This is a genomic window from Bradyrhizobium sp. LjRoot220 (assembly GCF_964252915.1).
Classification (GTDB): domain Bacteria; phylum Pseudomonadota; class Alphaproteobacteria; order Rhizobiales; family Xanthobacteraceae; genus Bradyrhizobium.
Genome location: NZ_CAXUPS020000002.1, coordinates 544,984 through 563,779, shown reverse-complemented (window position 1 = coordinate 563,779; position 18,796 = coordinate 544,984). Strand labels below are relative to the sequence as shown.

Here is an 18,796-nt window from a genome sequence, read left to right as displayed (position 1 = left end):
CGAGACAAGCCTATAGCCAGGCGTAGACCAGCGCGACGTTGGCCGCGCAGGCAACCAGCAGGGCGACCGTGAGCGTGAGCTGGACACGCTCGCAGGAGTGCGTCTGGAGGATCGTTCTCATGGCCGAAACATCCGGCGATTCTAGCCGAGGAGTCTCGGAGATTCTTTTTTGTGGGATTCATAACTCGTTTACGACTCATGGGCTTCGCCAAATCACCGCCGAAATGAGCCATTTCAGCCCTTCCACAGCCCTGAGCCGGCGGCATACCAGCCAAGCCTGAAACCCAGATGCGACTGCAACGTTGACCGTTTTTGCCGGAGCCCACACGCATGCCCTACGCGCTATTCTGCAACGAAGCCAAGCTGAGCAAAGCCTATCCGAGCGAGGCCGATGTCTGGAAGCTGGCCCAACATTCGGGACTTGTGGTCGATGTGGTCGAGGAGGACAAGTCCGGGCCACGACCCGTGCTGGACAATGACTACGAGATCAGACCTTGCCAGCCGGACCCGCATGAAGATCCAGCCCGCAACAAGGCCGAGGCCGAGCGCGACGTCCGGTCGGCGCTGCAGCTGAGTTCTGCTCCAAGGGACCCGAGATAGATCGTCATGCCCAACATAGGTGGGACCGATCGCCCTAATAAGGCGTCGGGGTCGCCAATGAAGCCTGTTCCGAAGCGATCACCACGCAAGCCTTGCGACGGTTAAGTCCCCTGATCGCGCCGGTCACCTTGAGCACCTTCCCGACAGGACAGTTGGCGTCCTGCACGAAGGCGATTTCATAGGGAGCAAGGATGAGCGGTTCAGATTTCAGGACAGTCTGGGCAAGGCACGGCAACGACGCTGCAGAAAGTATCAGCCCTAACGCAAAAGCACGCATGTGTGATGTCCAACCAGCCGACCGGACCATAATAGCCGAAGATGACGAAAAGTTGCGTGCACCGCGAAAATAATTTTTTGCGATCTACCGGCAGCTGCGAATGGCGCTTCGTGCGCCTCCAGCGCCGCCCCCGAAATGCAAAAAGGCCGGCTTCCCGCCGGCCTTTTCTCGTCCGAATACGGAAAGCCCGTATCAGTATTTGGAGGCTGCGGGGCCGCCCCAGCCAAACCGGTAGTTCACGCCGGCCTTGACGGTGTGTTCGTCGTTCCGAAAACTCTGGCCGGTGATGTCAGCAGGGCCAGCCGTGAAGGTGGTCTTGCCGAAATCATAATACTGGTACTCGGCCTTGGCCGACCAGTTGGGCGCGAACATGTATTCAAGGCCGGCGCCAACCGTGTAGCCGTCCTTGCGGTTGCCGCTGGTGGTGAAGCCTGCCGGCACCCCGGCCACGGTGACGCCGAGATTGTTGCCGTCCCGCCAGGCGTAACCGCCCTTGGCGTAAAGCAGTGTCGGCCCCCACGTGTAGCCGATCCGGCCCGTCACCGAACCGATCTGGTCGGTATTGCTGGTCACCAGCGTACCGCCCGGGAACAGCACGCCGCTGTTGCCGCCGCCGTTCAGCCAGCTGTACTGGGCCTCGGCGCCCAACACCCAGTTGGGCGCGAATTGGTAATCGAAGCCGCCCTGCACACCGCCGAGGAAGCGCGCGTCGCTGCCTTGCAGGGAGTCGGTCCCCGCAAAGGCGCCGCCGAGATGGCCGCCGATGTAGAAGCCGGTCCAATTATAAACGACCGCCGGCGCGGTGTAGGCCGGCGCCTTGGTGTAAGGGCGCGGCTGGATGTCCGCCGCAAAAGCAGGCGCCGCCATGGCGGCCAGCGCGGCAGCGCCGAGCAAAATCTTCTTCATCTTCGTTCCCCGTTACTAGCGTCCGTCATCAAGCCAAACAACGTGACCTCAATTAGGTTGCTTTGCGGCAATGCCGGAGCACCGATGGTGCGCAACTGTGACGGCGTGGCAACAAAGCGATTTAGTTCCCTCGCATGTAAGATTTTTTCCTGCGTTAATCAGCCGGTATCCCGCATTGTTGATGTCGGAGATAACTAAGGCCAGGTTCAAGGGTCGCCGAAAAGTGATCTGGTTCCGTTTATCATTTCGGCTGGGGCGCCCCCGCCGCCGGGGCGGATTCGATGGCACACGGCGTTCCGGGACGTCCTCCCGGAAGCCGTTCCCACGTCAGTAGCCGGCGGCGTCGATCACCGCCTCGGCAAAGGCCTGCGGCGCCTCCTGGGGCAGATTGTGCCCGATGCCGCCGGTGATCAGGCGATGCGCATATCTGCCGGCGAACTTCCTGGCGCAGGCGGCGGGATCGGGGTGCGGGGCGCCATTGGCATCGCCTTCGAGGGTGATCGTCGGCACCGAGATCACCGGGAATGCGGCAAGCCGCTTCTCCAGATCGTCGTATTTCGCCTCGCCCTCGGCCAGGCTGAGCCGCCAGCGGTAATTGTGGATCGCAATGGCGACCTGATCCGGGTTGTCGAGGGAGGCCGCGCTGCGCCCGAACGTGGCGTCGTCGAAATTCCACTTCGGCGAAGCCAGTTGCCAGATCAGCCGGGCAAAATCGCGGGTGTACTTCTCATAGCCGGCCCGGCCGCGTTCGGTGGCAAAGTAATACTGGTACCACCAGGCGAGTTCGGCCTTCGGCGGCAGCGGCGCGCTGTTGGCTTGCTGGCTGCCGATCAGGTAGCCGCTCACCGCGACCAGCGCCTTGACCCGCTGCGGCCAGATCGCCGCGACGATGTCGGCGGTCCGTGCCCCCCAGTCGAATCCGGCGATAACCGCCTTCTCGATCCTGAGCGCATCCATGAGATCGATGACGTCGACCGCAAGCGCGCCCTGCTGGCCATTGCGCAGCGTATCAGGGGAGAGAAACCGCGTGGTGCCGTAGCCGCGCAGATGCGGCACGATCACCCGGAAGCCGGCCGAGGCCAGCATCGGGGCAACATCGACGAAGGCGTGGATGTCGTAGGGCCAGCCGTGCAGCAGGATAACCGGAGGACCATCGGCGGGCCCAGCCTCGGCGTATCCGACATTGAGGAGGCCGGCGTTGATCTGCTTCAGCACGGGAAACGACGTATGCGTCCCCGGCTTGACCAGCGTCGCGGGTTTGGCGTTGCCGGATTGGGCGCCGGCCGGCGGAGCAGCCAGGGCGAACTGGGCGGCTGCAAGCGTCATGGCGGCGGCACCGAAGAAGCGGCGGCGGCCAAGGTTGATATTGTCGGACATGCACTTCTCTCCACTTGAAGGGCCCCGCCTCCTAGGACCGGACGCGGGTCCTTATTACATCGTATACGATTTATTAGGACGCGATTCAAATGATCCAACCTCGCTCCGATGTCAACCCCTTCCGATTTAATCGCATACGATATATATGCTCCTGAGACGTCACGATCGCGTGTGCCCAGGAGCATCAGGATGAAACCGAACAAGTCTTCGACCCCCATGTCTTCGACCCCCATGCCTTCTCCACGGCCTTCGGATTCAACGCCGAATCCCAAGCTCGCCGACTTCCTGTGCTTTGCGGTCTACTCGGCCAACCTCGCGTTTGGCCGGGCCTACAAACCGCTGCTCGACGAACTCGGCCTCACCTACACGCAATACATCGCGATCGTGGCGCTGTGGGAGCAGGATAATCAGACCGTATCCAGTCTCGGCGAAAAGCTGTTTCTCGAATCCAACACACTGACCCCGATCCTCAAGAAGCTCGAAACGATGGGCTATCTGCGCCGGCAACGCGCTGCCGCCGACGAGCGCCAGGTGCTGATCAGCCTGACCGATGCCGGCCGGGGCTTGCGCGAAAAACTCGGTGGAAGAAATCTGGTGAAGGCTTCCGGGCTTTCGCCGGAGGAATTCCCCAGAATGCAAAAGGCGGTGGTCGCGCTGCGCAACAACCTGATCAAATCAATGCAGGATACGCCGGCCGGCGCGCCGGCGAACCCCGCGCCCGCGCCGACAAAAGAACGCGCGTGAGCCGGCGCGCGGATGCTACCGCGCCAGCTTTTCCAGATCGGGGAACGGCGCATAGACCGCACCGGCGCAGGGATCGCTGGCGTTTTCGATGAGGCGATCGAGCCGGCCATCGACATAAAGTATCGCACGCTCGCGCGGTTCACCGTAATTGCCATCGGATTCGCGCGGGCTGAAGCGCAGGCAACTGATGTAGCGCAGCCGCCCCCCGACGACGCGTTGTATCGGCTCCGCCATCACGGCGTTGCGCACGCCGACCGGGTTGTTGAGATAGGTCCGCATGAACGAGAGGATCTCGCCCCTGTAATTGCCCGGAAACGGCTGATTGGAGACGCCGCGGTCGTCGGTATAGGTGATGCTCCTGGCCTCGTCGCCGCCGCCCGCGCAGGCCGCGAGCACGATCGGCAGCAACAGGATCGCCGCAAATTTCGCTGATGTCCCCAAGCCCACTCTTCCACCTGCCCTCAAGGAAATCTCTTAAACCGGGCGGTGGCGAAATGGAATTCGCAACTCGGTTATCGCACCCGGATTGGACCGCCGAAACGGCGCCAGCCCACGGCCATTGGGGAAGCAATGGTGCGTGGGCTGGTCTGATACCCGCCGGCGCGACGGGGGCAATGGGGATCGAACCGCGCCCGCGGATCAGTTTCGGCCGCGCCTGGCGGACGGAACGTGCTTGATCACGACGTTCGCAGACAACGCTAGCGGCGACGCGCTGAACCGTCGGTGAAGCCGGATATCGGACGTCGTTCATCTGCGTGACATCTTCGTCATGTTTCCAGCGCCATACGGCCCGCAATGCAAGATCACGGGCAAAATCACGGGAATGGCATTAAACGGCCGGGAATGTTCCCAGCCGTCAGGTGTTCAAACCAGCGGGCTTCGGTATAGGATCGCCTGATGGCACCGGCCTTTTCTATTGATCTGCTCGAAGTCGGGTTTCCTGATTGTGTTCAACTGGAGAGACGCATGACCAAACTTGCTATCAGGCTTCTGACGCTGGCGATGTTGACGCTGACGTTGACCGCGGCTCCCGTCGTCAGCGTGGTCTACGCGGCGCCCGACAACGATCCGCCGCCGCCGCCCGACAGCAGCAAAAAGAAGAAGCGATCCAGCGAAGTGCCACCGAGCACTCAGGAAACCGCCTTTGCGAGCGGTTATCGCGCCGCCTATGCGGCGATCTACGATCGCCACGACTACGCCTCGGCAATCGAACAGTTGAAGGCGCTCGGCCGGGACGACAGTGCCGCGGTCGCCAATCTGATCGGTTACTCCTATCGCCAGCTGGGCGACTACAAGGTGTCGCAAGTCTGGTACGAGCGCGCGCTCAAGGCCGATCCGAACCACGTCAAGACCTGGCAATATTACGGCCTGTGGCAGGTCGAACAGGGCAACCGCGAGTCCGCGCAATATCATCTGAACAAGATCGCGACGCTTGCCGGCACCTCGAGCGAGGAATATCGCTCGCTCGCCGCGGCGCTCGAAAAGCCGCCGGGAACCGGTCTGGCTTACTAAGCCGCCAACGCGCCTTCGTTGTTGCGAAGCGTGCGGCGCTGAAGACTGCAGAGGTGCCGACAGCCACCCGCTGTCGGCACTTTTTTTCTTCACTACGGCCGGATGACCCATCCACGTCCCCATTTCCCATCTGCCGCCCAGGAGTCTCCGGGGCGGAACCAGATTATTTGCGGCCGGCGGGCCAAATCGGCACCGGTCACGGCATGCGTTATCGATTTCTTAAGGATGATCGCGTTCCGCCCGCCGGGACGGGATCGAAGAACCATTTCAAAACCCAAGGGACATACGCTTTTCACCAAACTAGCGGCCTTTCCGCCGGACTCCGGCCGCAATGGATTCCGGGGAGGCATCAGGGTTGGATGATGAGCACACACGATCACGCCGTGGCCGAAACGCCGGAGGTTCTGCTGGCCGCGCTTGAGCGGGCGACAGACGCCGTGGTCATCGTCGATGCCGAACTTCATGTCAGTTATCTGAATGCAGCGGCCGAATTCATCTTCGGGTTGGACCGCGCCGAGGCGCTTGGCTGCCATATCGGCAATTTGGGGCTCAAGGACCTGCAGCACCATCTCGCCGCGCCGACCGCCGGTCAGGCAAATCCCGACACTCCGCAAGCACGCAACTCCGAGATCACGGTCGAACGCAAGGACGGCAGCCGGATGCGCATCGCGGTGTCGCTTTCGAAAGCCGAGATCGGCGGTCAATGCCGCACCATCGCCTTCGCTCGGGACATCACCCGAGAGATCGAACGACGCGAGCGGGTGACCTTGCTTTCGCTGGTCGCCGACAGGACGAGCCGCGCCGTCATCGTCACCGACCGCCACCTGAAGATCGTGTACACCAACGCCGCGTTTACCGGAATGTTCGGGTATTCGGTCGCCGAAGCCAAGGATCGGCGGGCAAGCGAACTCGTTGTCGGCCGGCATACCGACCGAAGGGCGCTGGCAAGGATGCGACGCTGGGTCGACCTCGAAGCCGGCGGTGAGGAGGAAATCCTCGCTTACGACAAGAACGGCGACGAGATCTGGGTATCGGCCAACGTCAAGGCGTTCCGCAACGAGCGCGGACAGATCAAATACATGTTCGCGCTGCTGACCGACATCACCGAGACCAGGCAATTGCGCTCGTTGCAGCAGCTGATCATGAGCGCGCTGGCCGATGAAATCCCGATTGCCGACATCGCCGACCGGCTTTGCCGGCGCGTCGAGGAGATCGCGCCCGACGTGGTTTCCTCGCTGCTTCACATCGATGCCGGCGGACTGATTCACCCGCTGGGCGGCCCCAGCCTTCCCGACGACTATTCCCTTGCGCTGGACGGCGTCGCCATCGGTCCGAACATCGGCTCCTGCGGCTCGGCGGCCTATTACGGTGAAGCGGTGCTGGCGCAGGATATCGACACCGATCCGCGCTGGCAGCCGTTCAAGGCCCGCCCCCTCGAAGTTGGCTTGCGCGCCTGCTGGTCCACGCCGATCAAGGGCAAGGACGGCCGCGTGATCGGAACCTTCGCGTTCTATTTCAGGGAATGCCGCGCGCCGAGCCGCTGGCATCAACGGATCGTCGACGCCTGCGTCGATCTCAGCGCGCTCGCGATCGAGCGCAAGGAAGCCCGCGCCCAGATCGCGCGGCTCGCCTATTACGACATGCTGACCGGCCTGCCGAACCGCGCGCGGCTGCGCGATTTGATCGCCGAGGCGACGAAAGCCTGCCCCGCCGGAAAGCACGTCGCGCTGGCGTTTCTCGATCTCGATAATTTCAAGGACGTCAACGATACGCTCGGACACTCGGCCGGCGACGAATTGCTGGTCGGGTTTGCCCAGCGCCTGCGCGCGCAGATTCAGCCGACCGACATGCTCGGGCGGCTCGGCGGCGACGAGTTCGTGATCGTGCTGCCGAACCGCAACGCGGCCGAAGCCTCGCTGATGGCCTCGCGAATTACCGAGGCCCTGGTCAACCCGCTGCAGATCGGAGCCAAGCAGGTGGCGATGTCCGCCAGCGTCGGCATCAGCATGTATCCGGACAACGCCACCGATATCGATACCCTGATCCAGCAGGCCGATGCTGCCATGTACAAGGCCAAGCAGGCGGGCCGCTCGACGTTTCGCTTCTTCAGCGCCGACATGGACCGGCTGGCCGAACAGCGGCTGGCCCACAGCGCCGCGCTGCGGCGCGCGATCGCAAATGACGTCCTGCAATTGCAGTATCAGCCGCAGATCCGGACCAGTGACGGCGCCATTCATGGCGTCGAAGCGCTGGCGCGCTGGTACGATCCGGAGCTGGGCGAGGTTTCGCCTTCGAAATTCATCCCGCTGGCCGAAGAGTGCGGACTGATCGAACAGATCGGCCTGTGGTCGATCCGCGAGGCCTGCCGGCAAATGGCGGAGTGGCGTGCCGCCGGCGTGGACATCCCCTCTGTGTCGGTCAACCTCTCTCCGATCAACTTCCAGAACGCCAACCTCGCGGCTGCCGTCGGCGGCATCCTCGCCGACCACCGCCTGCCGCCGCACGTGCTGACGCTCGAGATCACCGAAGGCGTGATCATGAACGAGCGCTCGGTTGCGATCGAGACGATGCACGCGCTTCGCACGCTCGGTGTCGGCCTGTCGCTGGACGATTTCGGCATCGGCTATTCGAGCCTCAGCCGGCTGGCGCATCTGCCGATCCGCGAACTGAAGATCGACCGCACCTTCATGCATGACGTCGAGAGCGATCCCAGCGCGCGGGCGATCGTGACGACCGTGGTTCGCGTCGGCCAGAGCCTCAATCTCACCGTCGTCGCCGAAGGCGTCGAAACCGACGAGCAGCGCGATTTGCTGACCGAACTTGGCTGCGACGTCATTCAGGGTTTCCTCTACGCGAGGGCGCTGTCGCCGGCCGCCTTCGGCCGCTGGCTGCTCGACCACAGCGCCGCGCGCGCGAGTGCGATGCTGCGGCATGTCGGCCGATCGTTCGGGGAGCCGTCGGACGAAGCAGCACCGCGCGCGGCGTCCGGCCAGGGATCGTAAGCCGATTAAACTGTCGTCCCTGCGAACGCAGGGACCCATACCGCGTGATCTCTCGAAAGAGCCTCGGTAGCAGAGACCATTCGCAAAACTTCTCCCTGTGGCTATGGGTCCCTGCGTGCGCAGGGACGACAGCGGTGTATGTCGCGACATCATCTAAAACGCAGTTTCGCGATCTCGCGGCGTGAAACGCCCGAGCTTTGCCAGGAAATTCCTTGCCCTCTCATAAGAGGGCGCAGGGAAGACCGGGTGCGCGCTGCACCCGCGGTCTCGTGTGCGATTGGTAGATAGAAAGCTGCACACGAGCATACAGGGCAGCGGTGAACACCCGGCCTTCCCTGCGCAATGGCTTTACGGCTTATAACGAGCTCTCCCCGGAGAACGGCTCTTTTGCCTCCGTTGCGCCCCGGAAGCTATTGCCTCCAGGTGCATTGACGCCAGCACCGCGACGTCAGGACCACACGTCTTTGCCGTACGCTATCCGCCACGTTCGTCTTCGTGACTTCAGCGTCCACCGCAACCCGTCCAACGTCCGTGACGACGGCCGACGCCCTTCTGAGTAGGACGGGATGGCCAAACATGTATCCCTGATTTGGCTTCCGTAAAAGCGAAATATTTTTTATTTTGGGGCTTGACACTACTTCCATAAATCCGAAGTGATTTGCCCGTCGGGCTACTTTGTCGCACGCAACTCGCGAGATTTCGCTTGCGTTCGAGGCGACCAAGTTCGCGTTGCATAAGCGTCTTCGGGATGCACTCAAGAATTCAAGCGATCGGCGGACCGCTTTGCCGCGTACGATAAGCTCAATGTACGGCACGAAAGGTGCCAGAAGGAGGCGTGGACTCCTTTGATGCGGCCGCTAAGACAGCGGCTGCAAAGCGCCATTGGTCAGCGCTTCTCGCAACTTGAATTTCTGGACTTTGCCAGATGCCGTGAGGGGAAACTCAGTACAGCTAAACCATAACGTGGGGGCCTTATGGGACGCCATGGCTTCACGGCAGTGAGTGATCAGCGCCTCAGCCGTAGTCTTGCTGTCCGATCTCATGCGCACTGCCGCCGCGACTACTTCTCCCCACTTGGTGTCCGGGACGCCAAAGACTGCAGCGTCCACAATATCGGGATGTCGAATGAGGCAGGCTTCGATTTCTACCGGATAGATGTTCTCGCCACCGCGGATGATCATGTCTTTCAGTCGCCCGGTCACTTGCAAATAGCCTGACGAGTCCATCTTCCCCAGATCACCGGTGCGCAACCAACCATCGCTCGTGATCGCCTCGTGCGTTTCTTCCGGCTTGTCGAAATACTCGATCATCGTCTGGTATCCGCGCGCTTGAATTTCTCCCTCGCTTTCGAGCGGAAGCACCTCAAATGTAGCGGGATCGGCTATGCGAACTCCGACGTTCCAAAGCGGCTTCCCAACAGTATGGATGCGCTTGTCTTCGGTATCTTCAAATGTTGTTTGAGAGACAATAGGGCTAAGCTCCGTTTGCCCGTATACCGTCATGAGCGGCGTCTTAAGAACCTCACGGACGCGTTTGTGAAGTTCCGGCGGGACCGGCGCGCCACCTGAAAGTGTCGCACGCAACGAGGCAAGATCGCGGGGGACCAATTTAACCTGCTCGATCATGGCGAGGAGCATCGTTGGGACGCCGAACACGACCTGCGCCCGCCATTGCGCCACGGCATCCAAAACAAGGGACGGCTCAAAAAACAAAGGAAGCACCAGCGTCGAGTGGGTGGTGACGCTGCCTAATACGCTCATGACCGAACCCGCCGTATGGAACAGCGGCATAGGGCTGACCAGCACGCTGCCGTCCAATCCGGCCCTCTCGGCAACATAGCCCGCATTGGTAACAAGCGCCCGATGGCGCAGTAACGCCCCCTTAGGCTGCCCTGTTGTGCCAGACGTGTATTGAATTTGCGCGGGCCAATCTGGATCGACTCCCGGTAAAGCCGATTCCGTTGTGCCCCGCACCTCCTCCAGCCAGCCCTCAAAGGAATATCGCTGGATACCGATTTCCTCCAGCTGGCGGGCAATGGACCCGGTATCGACTCCGCGGAACTGATCGAGGTGAAACAGGGCCCGGCTTTGCGACTGCTTGATTACATATCTCAGCTCGGAAGGTTTCAGCGCCGGATTTGCTGTCACCAGTACGAGTCCCGACAACGCGGCGCCATACTGAAGCAGGACCCATTCCGGTACGTTTGGCGCCCAAACACAGACTCGATCGCCTTTCGAAAACCGTGTCGAAAGCCAGCACGCGCAGCGCCGAGCATCGCTATGAAGTTGATGGAACGTCCACTCCCGATTGGTCCGTGCAGACTTTACAGGCGATTCCATCGATGATGGGACGACTTCCACCAACGCAAGGCGATCGGGCACGGCATTGGCAGCTTGCGCTAGTGCTTCGCCGATGCTGATGTTTCGAATACTTCGTGACTCATCCGCTGGCCAATATGACCTTTGCAGTACCGACTGGTTCATCAACCCTATCCCGCCTGATTGCTGTCTTTATTGCGCGCTGCCTGTCGGAGCATCATTCGAACTGCTGAAGTCCAGGCCGCGATAAGACGTTCGCGCCGCTGGATCGAAACGCGGATGTTCTCCGAGACCGCCAGCCCTCTGACTAAATGCAGCGTCAACGAAACGACGTCATCGTAGGCCTCTGAGGTCGCCCAATCCCCGAAAAGCGATGCATAAACCCGGTCAAGGTCGCGCTTGGCGGCACGTTCCGCTGTAATCAGCGCCTGCTTCAACGCGTTGTCGGTTCTGGCGACCGCCCACAGTTCCAATTCGGCCAGGTAGCTAGGTTGTCGGGCGGCAAAGGCGAGCGAGCGAACTGCCGTTTCCAGTTTATCACTCGATGCTCGCAGCTCTGCACGCGAATGCAGCACGGCCCGTTCGTTGCGCTTGACCAGCTCAGCTACGCTCGCGGCCAACAGCGTGGCGTGGTTTGGGAAATGATGGAGCAAGGCGCCCCGGCTGACTTCCGCCTTGCGCTGAACCGCGAGCGTGGTGGTGCCAGCCACGCCTAGCTCGATAAGGCATTCCACGGCGGCATCCATGAGCCTCTCGCGCGTGGAAAGGCCGGACGTTCGTCCGTCTTTGGAAAGGTACGGCTCTTTGGTCATCATCGCCTCCGACAGTCAGCGTTGACTGTACCACGCCGGCTGATACAGTCAACACTGACTGTTCTCTCAAGCAGGAGGCTGTAGTGCCGGATTTTTCTACGTTAAAAATTTCAGCGGACCTCGATTCGCCGAGGATCGCCCGCCTCGTCCTCAACAGGCCCGACCGATTCAACGCCATAACCGACGAGATGCCGGGCGAGATACGCAAAGCCGTCGAATGGGCGCAAGAGAATGACGATATTCACGTCATCATTGTGGAAGGAGCGGGAAAAGGCTTCTGCGGCGGTTACGACCTTGTGGCGTATGCCGAGAGCTCTATTGAGCATCCCTGCCAACAAGAAAGCATTCCCTGGGATCCGATGGTCGATTACGCCGCGATGAAGCGCAACACCGAGGACTTCATGAGTCTTTGGCGATGCTCGAAACCAACCATCGCGAAGATTCACGGGGCTGCGGTCGCGGGAGGCAGCGATATCGCCCTGTGCTGCGATCTCATCTTGATGGCGGATGATGCTCGCATTGGATACATGCCGACCCGCGTCTGGGGATGTCCGACGACCGCCATGTGGACATTCAAGCTCGGAGCATCACGCGCGAAAGAGCTCATGTTTACCGGAAATATGATCGACGGCCGAAAAGCTGCCGCCTGGGGCCTGGTTAACGACGCGGTTCCGATCAGCGAACTGGAGAGCGCGACGAAAAAGCTGGCTGAGCGGATTGCCGGCGTCCCCAAGAGCCACCTTGCGATGCATAAGACCGTCGTGAATCAGGTCATGCTGAACATGGGGCTTGAACAGACTCAGATGCTTGCCACGCTGTTCGACGGAATATCGCGGCACAATCCCGAGGGACTCTGGTTCCGACGCTACGCTCAGCAGAACGGCTTTAAGGCCGCGATCGAATGGCGCGATAGCGGCCGGCCCATACCGGAGGGAGCCGAAGCGCGGGCTGAGATTGAACGGCTCCAAATGGGAAGTGGACGTCCCGATTGAATGGCGCGCCTGACATAGTATCTCGCCATGATACGAAAGGCTTGCAATACGTATCTCGATGAGATACGTATTGCAACATGATCAGGAGCTTCAAGGGGAAGTTTGCCGAGCCGATCCTTCAGGGCCGCGCGATCCCTAAGGGCTTTCCGGCAGATATCGCCAAGTCAGCTCGCCGCAAGCTGATTATGGTAGACGCCGCCAGCTTTCTTGAGGCCTTGAACTCACCTCCCGGCAATCGCCTTGAAGCTCTCAGAGGCGATTTGGCGGGCAAGCACTCGATCCGCATTAATGATCAATGGCGGGTCGTGTTCAGATGGACCGATGCGGGTCCAGAGGACGTGGAGATAATCGACTATCACTAGCCAGACAGACCCCGGCCGATTGTGGCAAACGAAAAGGAGTTCACATATGGCAAAGAAACTTCCGCCGGTTCATCCCGGCGAAATCCTGCGGGAGGAATTTCTTGTTCCGCTCAAGCTGACACCTTACGCGGTCGCCGCCGCGCTGCACGTGCCGCGCACCCGCATCGAGCGCATCGCGCGCGAGGAAAAGCCCGTGACGGCCGACACCGCGCTGCGGCTCGGGAAATTCTTCAAGACCGGTGCGGCGTTCTGGATGAACATTCAGGCGCGCTTCGATCTCGAAACAGCCGAAGACGCGCTCGCGCCACAGATCAAGAAAATCGCGGCTTACAAGGCGGCGTGAGAATTTGAAGAGGCAGCAGGCGCATGACGACAATAATCTTGGCCAAAGCAGCTAGCTGTACTGACGATGGCGAATGCACTGTGCTGGGCTTCACGGATGACCCGAACAGTCCGGTCAGCTAAGTCATGCTCTCGATATCGAATGAGCCGGATGAGGAGGAGTTGGCCTGTGGATGGGGCGGCTTCCACATCGACGCTGGAGCGCTGCACGTCGATGGCTACGGATTGGTTCAGGACGTCCGCGAAACGAAGCCGGCGTGGTCGTGAGCCTCACTCCGGATGCCGCTCAGAAGGCGGGGATCGGCCAGGACATCGAGATCGAGTTGGAGAGCAACGTTCTCGATGAAGGATCGACTGTCGTGACAGCATATCCATGCGCAAAAGAAAAAGGGCCACTCGAATGAACAAGCGGCCCAAGTCTAGGGAGGAAACGCCCAAACAGAGACACATCAGCGAAGCTGATTTGCTCTTAGGGCTGCGACAGCGCGAGGCGCCATCGCACAAGTTCATGTAAGTACGAAAAGGCGCCGTTCAATACCAAGGCCCACGCTTCGCGCGGATTCTTAAATTTGATCTCTCAAGACGGGTGCGCGAAAATTTCATTTCGCGTCGCTTCCCAAGGGAGCGGGTTAGCGTCCCCCCCTCACTTCATCATCCCCTCCACCTCCGACCGAAAGGCCTGCCGCGCCGGATCGCGCGAATAGAACATGTGGCCGCCGGCATAGACCACGAGCTTCACCCTGGCTGGGCTGGCGAAGGCCGGCAATTGGTCGAGGATGATCTTCGAGGCAAAATACGGCGTGGCGAGATCGAACAGGCCGTGGCCGACCAGCAATTTCATGTTCGGGTCGAGCGCGAGAATCTGGCGCAACTGAGACACCGACTCGGCCGGACTGCGGCCAAAGTCCCAGGCACCGAAGACGCTGCCGTTGAGCAGATGATACGAGCCGTCCGGCCGCCAGTTCAGCTTGCGCGTGGTGAGGTCGACGGCGGCGCTGGTCAGGGGCGCCGTCAGGGAATCGCCGGAGGGATCGCCGAAATGCGAGGAACTCGAATCCGGATAGGGATCGAAGCCGGACACCGAAGCGTCATAACGTCCGATCACCCGGCCGCTGCGGCGGTCGAACTCGCGGCGGAATTCGCCGACCTCGAAGCGTCCAGCGAGCTTGCGGCTCACGGCCTGATCGATGCCCGTCAACGAGGCGACCTTGTCGGCGAGCCGGCTCGTGGCCTCGGCGTCGGCCTGCCCCTTGAGCAGGTCGGACACGAACTCACCGCGCGCATAGCGTTCCACGTCGGCAAGATCGGTCCATTTCACCGGCCCTTTCGCTTCACGCGCAACGGCGGCCATGGTGGGGAGTCTGTGCACGTATTGCAGCTGGCTGGAGCCGGAGAAATCGCGGTAATCGAGCAAGGGAGAAACCAGGATCAGCCCGCGCACGCCGACGCCCTGCTGGGTCTGCAGGTTGCGGACGATTTTCGGTCCACGGATACCGCCATAGCTTTCGCCGGCCACGAATTTAGGCGACGGCAGCCGGTCGTATTTTTCGAGCCAGCGCCGGATCACCAGCGCGAGCGAACTGACGTCGCCGTCGATCGAGTAGAACCGCTTGCGCGCGTCCTCGCCTTGCGCGACGAAACGGCTATAGCCGGTGCCGACGGGATCGATGAAGACGAGGTCGGTAAAATCGAGCCAGGTCTCGGCGTTGGGCAAGAGGTCGGGCGATGCGGAAGCGACCGCGCCGCCGCCTGATATCGACAGCCGCCACGGTCCGGCGGCGCCGAGTTGCAGCCACGCCGATGACGCGCCCGGCCCGCCGTTGAACAGAAACGTGACCGGCCGGGCGCCGCGATCGGTGCCGTCGAGCTGGTAGGAGGTGTAGGCGATGTCGGCTTGCGGCTCGCCCTTGTCGTCGAACAGCCGGATCGAGCCCGCGGTCGCGGTGAAGGCCAGCGTGCGGCCGGGCAGCTCCAGAGTCTGTTTGGTCGTGGAATCCGGCGGCAGCCGGTGTTGATCGAAGGCCAGCTGCGGCGTGGCGGCGTCGCCGCGCCGTGCCCCGCCCTTCTGGCCTTGCGGCGCTTGCGGTGGCAGCGCTGGACCCGGCGTCGGCGTCGCGGCGGGTTGCTGCGGCACGGCCGTCGGGCTTGCCTCTTCGGCGCGCGCACCGGCCACGCAGGCCAGCATCACCAGCGTGACGGCCAGTTGCATATGGCGCTGCGCCCTGAAACGAAAAGCCATGAGGTCGTGCTCCCTCTGTTACCAACCCCTGCGTCACGCGACCCCGTCAGGCGATTTCTTGGGGCACGGCTTCCAGTTCGGACGGCAACAGCCGCGCTGTGCTACAACGGCAAGAAATCCGCTGAGATCACAATCCCGACAGTATTACGTGAAAAGCCGTCGCATCGGGCTTGATCCGCCGTAAGCCCCAGTGTTGTCCTCGCCGACCGTTAGGTGATATCGGTCGGTTCCGCTGGCGGATCCGGCCAAAAATTTTTGATTCATCGATGAGACCATTTTGGCGCCGGCAAGACTAATGAACCTGCGCTTTCCAGTGGGGACCCAAATGAAACGTACGATTGTTGTTTGCCTCGGCCTGTTGTCGCTAGCTTCTCCCGCCGCGGCGGATTCGCCGGTCGCGGTGGTTGAGGAAATTCAGGGCAAGGTTACCGGCGCTGAATTCATGGACTACGTGACGCCGAAATCCGTCATCAAGATCGGAGACGGCGGCTCGATTGTTCTCAGCTATTTGAAGTCTTGCCGGCGCGAGTCCATCAGCGGAACCGGCACCGTCGTTGTCGGCAACGATCAGAGCACCGTCGACGCTTCCGTGCTCAAGGCAGAGCAGACCAACTGCGATTCCAACCAGGCGAAAGCGACCACCAAGGACACCAGCGGTGTCGCCGCCACCCTGCTTCGCAGCGCCGACCGCAGCAAAGCCGCTGCCCTGCCGGAGCCGCAGCTCACGCTTTACGGCGCCTCGCCGTTCGTCCAGGCCAAGGGCCGCGGCACGCTGGTGGTACGCCGGCTCGACCTTGCCGGCGAGCGTCACCAGATTGCGCTCGGCGGCACCCAGCTCAAGGGCAAGTTCGTCGATTTCGCCGGCGAGAACGTCGCACTGGTCCCCGGCGGCCTCTACGCCGCCTCGTTCAAATCGTCGGAAATCGTATTTCGCGTCGACGCCCAGGCCAAACCTGGCGCGACGCCGATCGTCGGCCGGCTGCTGCGGCTGGAATAGGCGTGCCGGGCCCCTCGAGAACGGTCCTGCCAGCTTGAGGATCAGGCGCAGCACGCGCAACCAGATGGTGGTCGCCGCCATCGCGCTGGTCTGCGCGGCGGCCTCGGTTTCTCCGGCGGTCAGACCGATCCGCGGGCTCTCGCTCGATATCCTCACGGCGCTGCGCTGGGAAGTGTTTGGCCGCGGGCAGGATCCGGCGGCCTCCCCGACTGTCGTCATCGCGATGGACGAGGAAAGCCTGCGCACCGCCCCGTTCAAGGGCTCGCCGATGCTGACCTGGACCGGGGAGATCGGCCGCGTGCTCGTCGCGGTTCTGGAAGGCGGCGCCAAGGTCGCCGGCTTCGACGTGGTGATCCCGACATCGATCGAACAATCCGAGATCCCGTTTGGCGAGAGCCTGCTGGGCGCGAAGGTGCGCGGCTTCGACCGCGATTTCCTGCGGGCGCTGGCAGGTGCTGCCACCACCGGCAAGGTGGTGCTGGGCGAGACGCTCGGCGGCAACCAGCCGGTCCGGCCCTCGGCCGGGCAGCGCATCGCCGTGCGGCAGCAGCAGAATATCCGCCCCCTCAACGTTCATACCGACCATGACGACGTGGTGCGGCGCATGCCGCTGACGTTCCCTGTCAACGGCACGAAAGTGCCTTCGATGGCGGTCGAGCTGGCGGCGCGTGCGCTCGGCGCGGCGCCCGAGTTCGACAACAAGGGACGGATGATTCTTGCCGGTTACCGGATTCCGGGGCGCGTGCCGAACACGCTGACGCTGAATTTCGAGGGCGGCGCGGCCGACATCCCGACGTTCTCGTTTGCCGATCTGCGCAACTGCGCGGTCAAGGACGACAAGGAGTATTTTCGGCGCTGGTTCGACGGCAAGGTCGTCATCTTCGGCACCGTTCTTGACCACGAAGACCGCCGCATGACGTCCAAGCGCTTTGCGACCGGCATCGAGGGCGCACGCACGCCGCGCTGCGCGGTTGGGAGCACGCCGGTCGCCGCTGGTTTCAGGACCAGCACGATCGCCGGCGTCTATATCCACGCCACCGCGGTCAACAATCTGATCTCGCGCAATGCGGTGGTCGAACCCGGGCCGCTGTCGCGCTTCCTGATATCAGCGCTGTTTGCAGCGCTGGCGGCCATTGCCGCCTGGCGGCTGAAACCGCTCGGCGCGGCGATGGCCTGGGCCGTCATGATCGTGACCGGCGTTGCCGGCGCCACGGTCGCCTTCAACCATGCGCTGGCGCTCCCCGTGGCCGAGCCGTTCCTCGCCAGCCTGGCCGCACTGGCCTCCATCATCGGTTTCCGCTTTGTCATCGCCGACAAGGATCGCCGCCTGCTGCAGAAGAGCTTTGCGCTCTATCTCGCCCCCCACGTCATCAACCGGATGCTGTCGTCGAACAAGCTGCCTGAACTTGGCGGCGAGACCCGCGAGGTGACAGTGTTCTTCTCGGATATCGAAGGGTTTTCGTTGATCGCGGAGAAGATGTCGCCCGACAGCCTGATGGAGCTGATGAACGAATATCTTTCGGCGATGACCGACGTGATCGAAGGCCATGGCGGCTATGTCGACAAATATATCGGCGACTCCGTGGTGGCGGTGTTTGGCGCGCCGGCCGACGATCCCGACCATGCCGCCAATGCGGCACGCGCCGCACTGGACTGCTGCACACGATTGGCCGAACTCAACGGCTCCTCCGCCACCTTCCACGAACACAAGCTGGCGCAGCGGATCGGCATCAATTCCGGTGAGGCGCTGGTCGGCAATTTCGGATCGCAGCGGCGTTTCAATTACTCGGTCATGAGCGACGCGGTAAATCTCGCCTCGCGGCTGGAGGGCGCCAACAAGTTCTACGGCACCACCATCATCGCTTCGGAAACGACGGTGGCGCTTGCCGGCGAGGATTTCGCCTGGCGCGAACTCGACGCTATCAGAGTCAAGGGACGAAACCAGGCGCTGAAAATCTATCAACTGCTGGCGCGCCCGACCGAGCCCTCGGATTCTGAGCAGGCCGTGATGGCGAACTACGCCGAGGGACTGGCGCATTGGCGCGCGCGCGAATTCGCACTTGCCGCCGAGAGTTTCGAGCGTTCGTCCGACATCGACCGGCCGGCAGCGCTGTTCAGCCGGCGCGCCCGGGAATTGGTGCAAAATCCCCCCGGCGAGGATTGGGACCCGATCCGTACCCTGCAGGAAAAATAGCGGTCCGGGCCCCCTCCGTTCAGGTCACCACCTCCAAAGGCGCGCTTCGCCATCTCGACAAGCGCCGCCAAGGTGTATAGACGAGCGCGGCGCAATCCGGCGCCCATGAGCCCGACAGACCG

The 18,796-nt window shown here is 62.1% G+C and carries 17 protein-coding genes; 9 read left to right on the top strand and 8 right to left on the bottom strand.

Features of this window, described 5'->3' with window-relative positions:
• Positions 1–10: 10 nt before the first annotated feature.
• The gene (locus ACSQ84_RS11040) at positions 11–121 is read right to left on the bottom strand and encodes a glucose transporter (protein ID WP_209851245.1); all 111 of its coding nucleotides are present in this window, start codon (positions 119–121) and stop codon (positions 11–13) included.
• Between the two features lie 209 nt (positions 122–330).
• Between ACSQ84_RS11040 and ACSQ84_RS11035 the strand changes: the two genes are divergently transcribed.
• On the top strand, positions 331–600 hold the full coding sequence (locus ACSQ84_RS11035) for a hypothetical protein (RefSeq protein ID WP_436211689.1): 270 nt from the start codon (positions 331–333) through the stop codon (positions 598–600).
• A 34-nt stretch (positions 601–634) separates the two neighbouring features.
• On the opposite strand, the gene ACSQ84_RS11030 is transcribed toward ACSQ84_RS11035, so the two are convergent.
• From ACSQ84_RS11030 to ACSQ84_RS11020, 3 genes are all read right to left on the bottom strand, one after another.
• On the bottom strand, positions 635–877 hold the full coding sequence (locus tag ACSQ84_RS11030; protein WP_436211688.1) for a hypothetical protein: 243 nt from the start codon (positions 875–877) through the stop codon (positions 635–637).
• 192 nt (positions 878–1,069) lie between these two features.
• Positions 1,070–1,783, bottom strand: coding sequence for an outer membrane protein (locus ACSQ84_RS11025; protein ID WP_436211687.1), 714 nt, complete (start codon positions 1,781–1,783; stop codon positions 1,070–1,072).
• 327 nt (positions 1,784–2,110) lie between these two features.
• Entirely contained in the window at positions 2,111–3,160 is a 1,050-nt protein-coding gene (locus ACSQ84_RS11020) for an alpha/beta fold hydrolase (protein WP_436211686.1), read from the bottom strand.
• 216 nt (positions 3,161–3,376) lie between these two features.
• Between ACSQ84_RS11020 and ACSQ84_RS11015 the strand changes: the two genes are divergently transcribed.
• Positions 3,377–3,904 carry a MarR family winged helix-turn-helix transcriptional regulator gene (locus ACSQ84_RS11015; protein ID WP_436211685.1) on the top strand — a complete coding sequence of 176 codons (528 nt, stop codon included), beginning with the start codon at positions 3,377–3,379 and terminating at the stop codon, positions 3,902–3,904.
• 15 nt (positions 3,905–3,919) lie between these two features.
• Here ACSQ84_RS11015 and ACSQ84_RS11010 read toward each other — a convergent pair whose 3' ends face one another.
• Positions 3,920–4,351 carry a hypothetical protein gene (locus ACSQ84_RS11010; protein WP_436211684.1) on the bottom strand — a complete coding sequence of 144 codons (432 nt, stop codon included), beginning with the start codon at positions 4,349–4,351 and terminating at the stop codon, positions 3,920–3,922.
• A 519-nt stretch (positions 4,352–4,870) separates the two neighbouring features.
• Between ACSQ84_RS11010 and ACSQ84_RS11005 the strand changes: the two genes are divergently transcribed.
• On the top strand, positions 4,871–5,416 hold the full coding sequence (locus ACSQ84_RS11005; RefSeq protein WP_436211683.1) for a tetratricopeptide repeat protein: 546 nt from the start codon (positions 4,871–4,873) through the stop codon (positions 5,414–5,416).
• 362 nt (positions 5,417–5,778) lie between these two features.
• On the top strand, positions 5,779–8,418 hold the full coding sequence (locus ACSQ84_RS11000; RefSeq protein WP_436211682.1) for an EAL domain-containing protein: 2,640 nt from the start codon (positions 5,779–5,781) through the stop codon (positions 8,416–8,418).
• 857 nt (positions 8,419–9,275) lie between these two features.
• Here ACSQ84_RS11000 and ACSQ84_RS10995 read toward each other — a convergent pair.
• Both ACSQ84_RS10995 and ACSQ84_RS10990 read right to left on the bottom strand, forming a co-directional pair.
• Complete coding sequence (locus tag ACSQ84_RS10995; RefSeq protein ID WP_436211681.1) at positions 9,276–10,901, bottom strand: AMP-binding protein; 1,626 nt, start codon at positions 10,899–10,901, stop codon at positions 9,276–9,278.
• A gap of 5 nt (positions 10,902–10,906) precedes the next feature.
• Entirely contained in the window at positions 10,907–11,548 is a 642-nt protein-coding gene (locus tag ACSQ84_RS10990) for a TetR/AcrR family transcriptional regulator (RefSeq protein ID WP_436211680.1), read from the bottom strand.
• Between the two features lie 83 nt (positions 11,549–11,631).
• On the opposite strand from ACSQ84_RS10990, the gene ACSQ84_RS10985 reads away from it, so the two are divergent.
• The 3 genes from ACSQ84_RS10985 to ACSQ84_RS10975 all read left to right on the top strand — a co-directional run bounded on the left by ACSQ84_RS10985 (position 11,632) and on the right by ACSQ84_RS10975 (position 13,245).
• Positions 11,632–12,540 (top strand): crotonase/enoyl-CoA hydratase family protein, encoded by a 909-nt coding sequence (locus tag ACSQ84_RS10985; RefSeq protein ID WP_436211679.1) that lies wholly within the window; start codon positions 11,632–11,634, stop codon positions 12,538–12,540.
• A gap of 77 nt (positions 12,541–12,617) precedes the next feature.
• Positions 12,618–12,902 carry a type II toxin-antitoxin system RelE/ParE family toxin gene (locus tag ACSQ84_RS10980; RefSeq protein WP_436211678.1) on the top strand — a complete coding sequence of 95 codons (285 nt, stop codon included), beginning with the start codon at positions 12,618–12,620 and terminating at the stop codon, positions 12,900–12,902.
• 46 nt (positions 12,903–12,948) lie between these two features.
• Positions 12,949–13,245: a HigA family addiction module antitoxin gene (locus tag ACSQ84_RS10975; RefSeq protein ID WP_192733985.1), complete on the top strand. Its 297-nt coding sequence runs from the start codon at positions 12,949–12,951 to the stop codon at positions 13,243–13,245.
• 642 nt (positions 13,246–13,887) lie between these two features.
• Here the strand turns inward: ACSQ84_RS10975 and ACSQ84_RS10970 are convergent.
• Positions 13,888–15,483, bottom strand: coding sequence for a S10 family peptidase (locus tag ACSQ84_RS10970; RefSeq protein ID WP_436211677.1), 1,596 nt, complete (start codon positions 15,481–15,483; stop codon positions 13,888–13,890).
• 325 nt (positions 15,484–15,808) lie between these two features.
• Here ACSQ84_RS10970 and ACSQ84_RS10965 point away from each other — a divergent pair, with 325 nt between their 5' ends.
• Positions 15,809–16,480, top strand: a complete 672-nt coding sequence (locus ACSQ84_RS10965; protein ID WP_436211676.1) for a hypothetical protein — start codon at positions 15,809–15,811, stop codon at positions 16,478–16,480.
• A gap of 40 nt (positions 16,481–16,520) precedes the next feature.
• Positions 16,521–18,674 (top strand): adenylate/guanylate cyclase domain-containing protein, encoded by a 2,154-nt coding sequence (locus ACSQ84_RS10960; RefSeq protein ID WP_436212269.1) that lies wholly within the window; start codon positions 16,521–16,523, stop codon positions 18,672–18,674.
• The last annotated feature ends 122 nt before the right edge of the window (positions 18,675–18,796 follow it).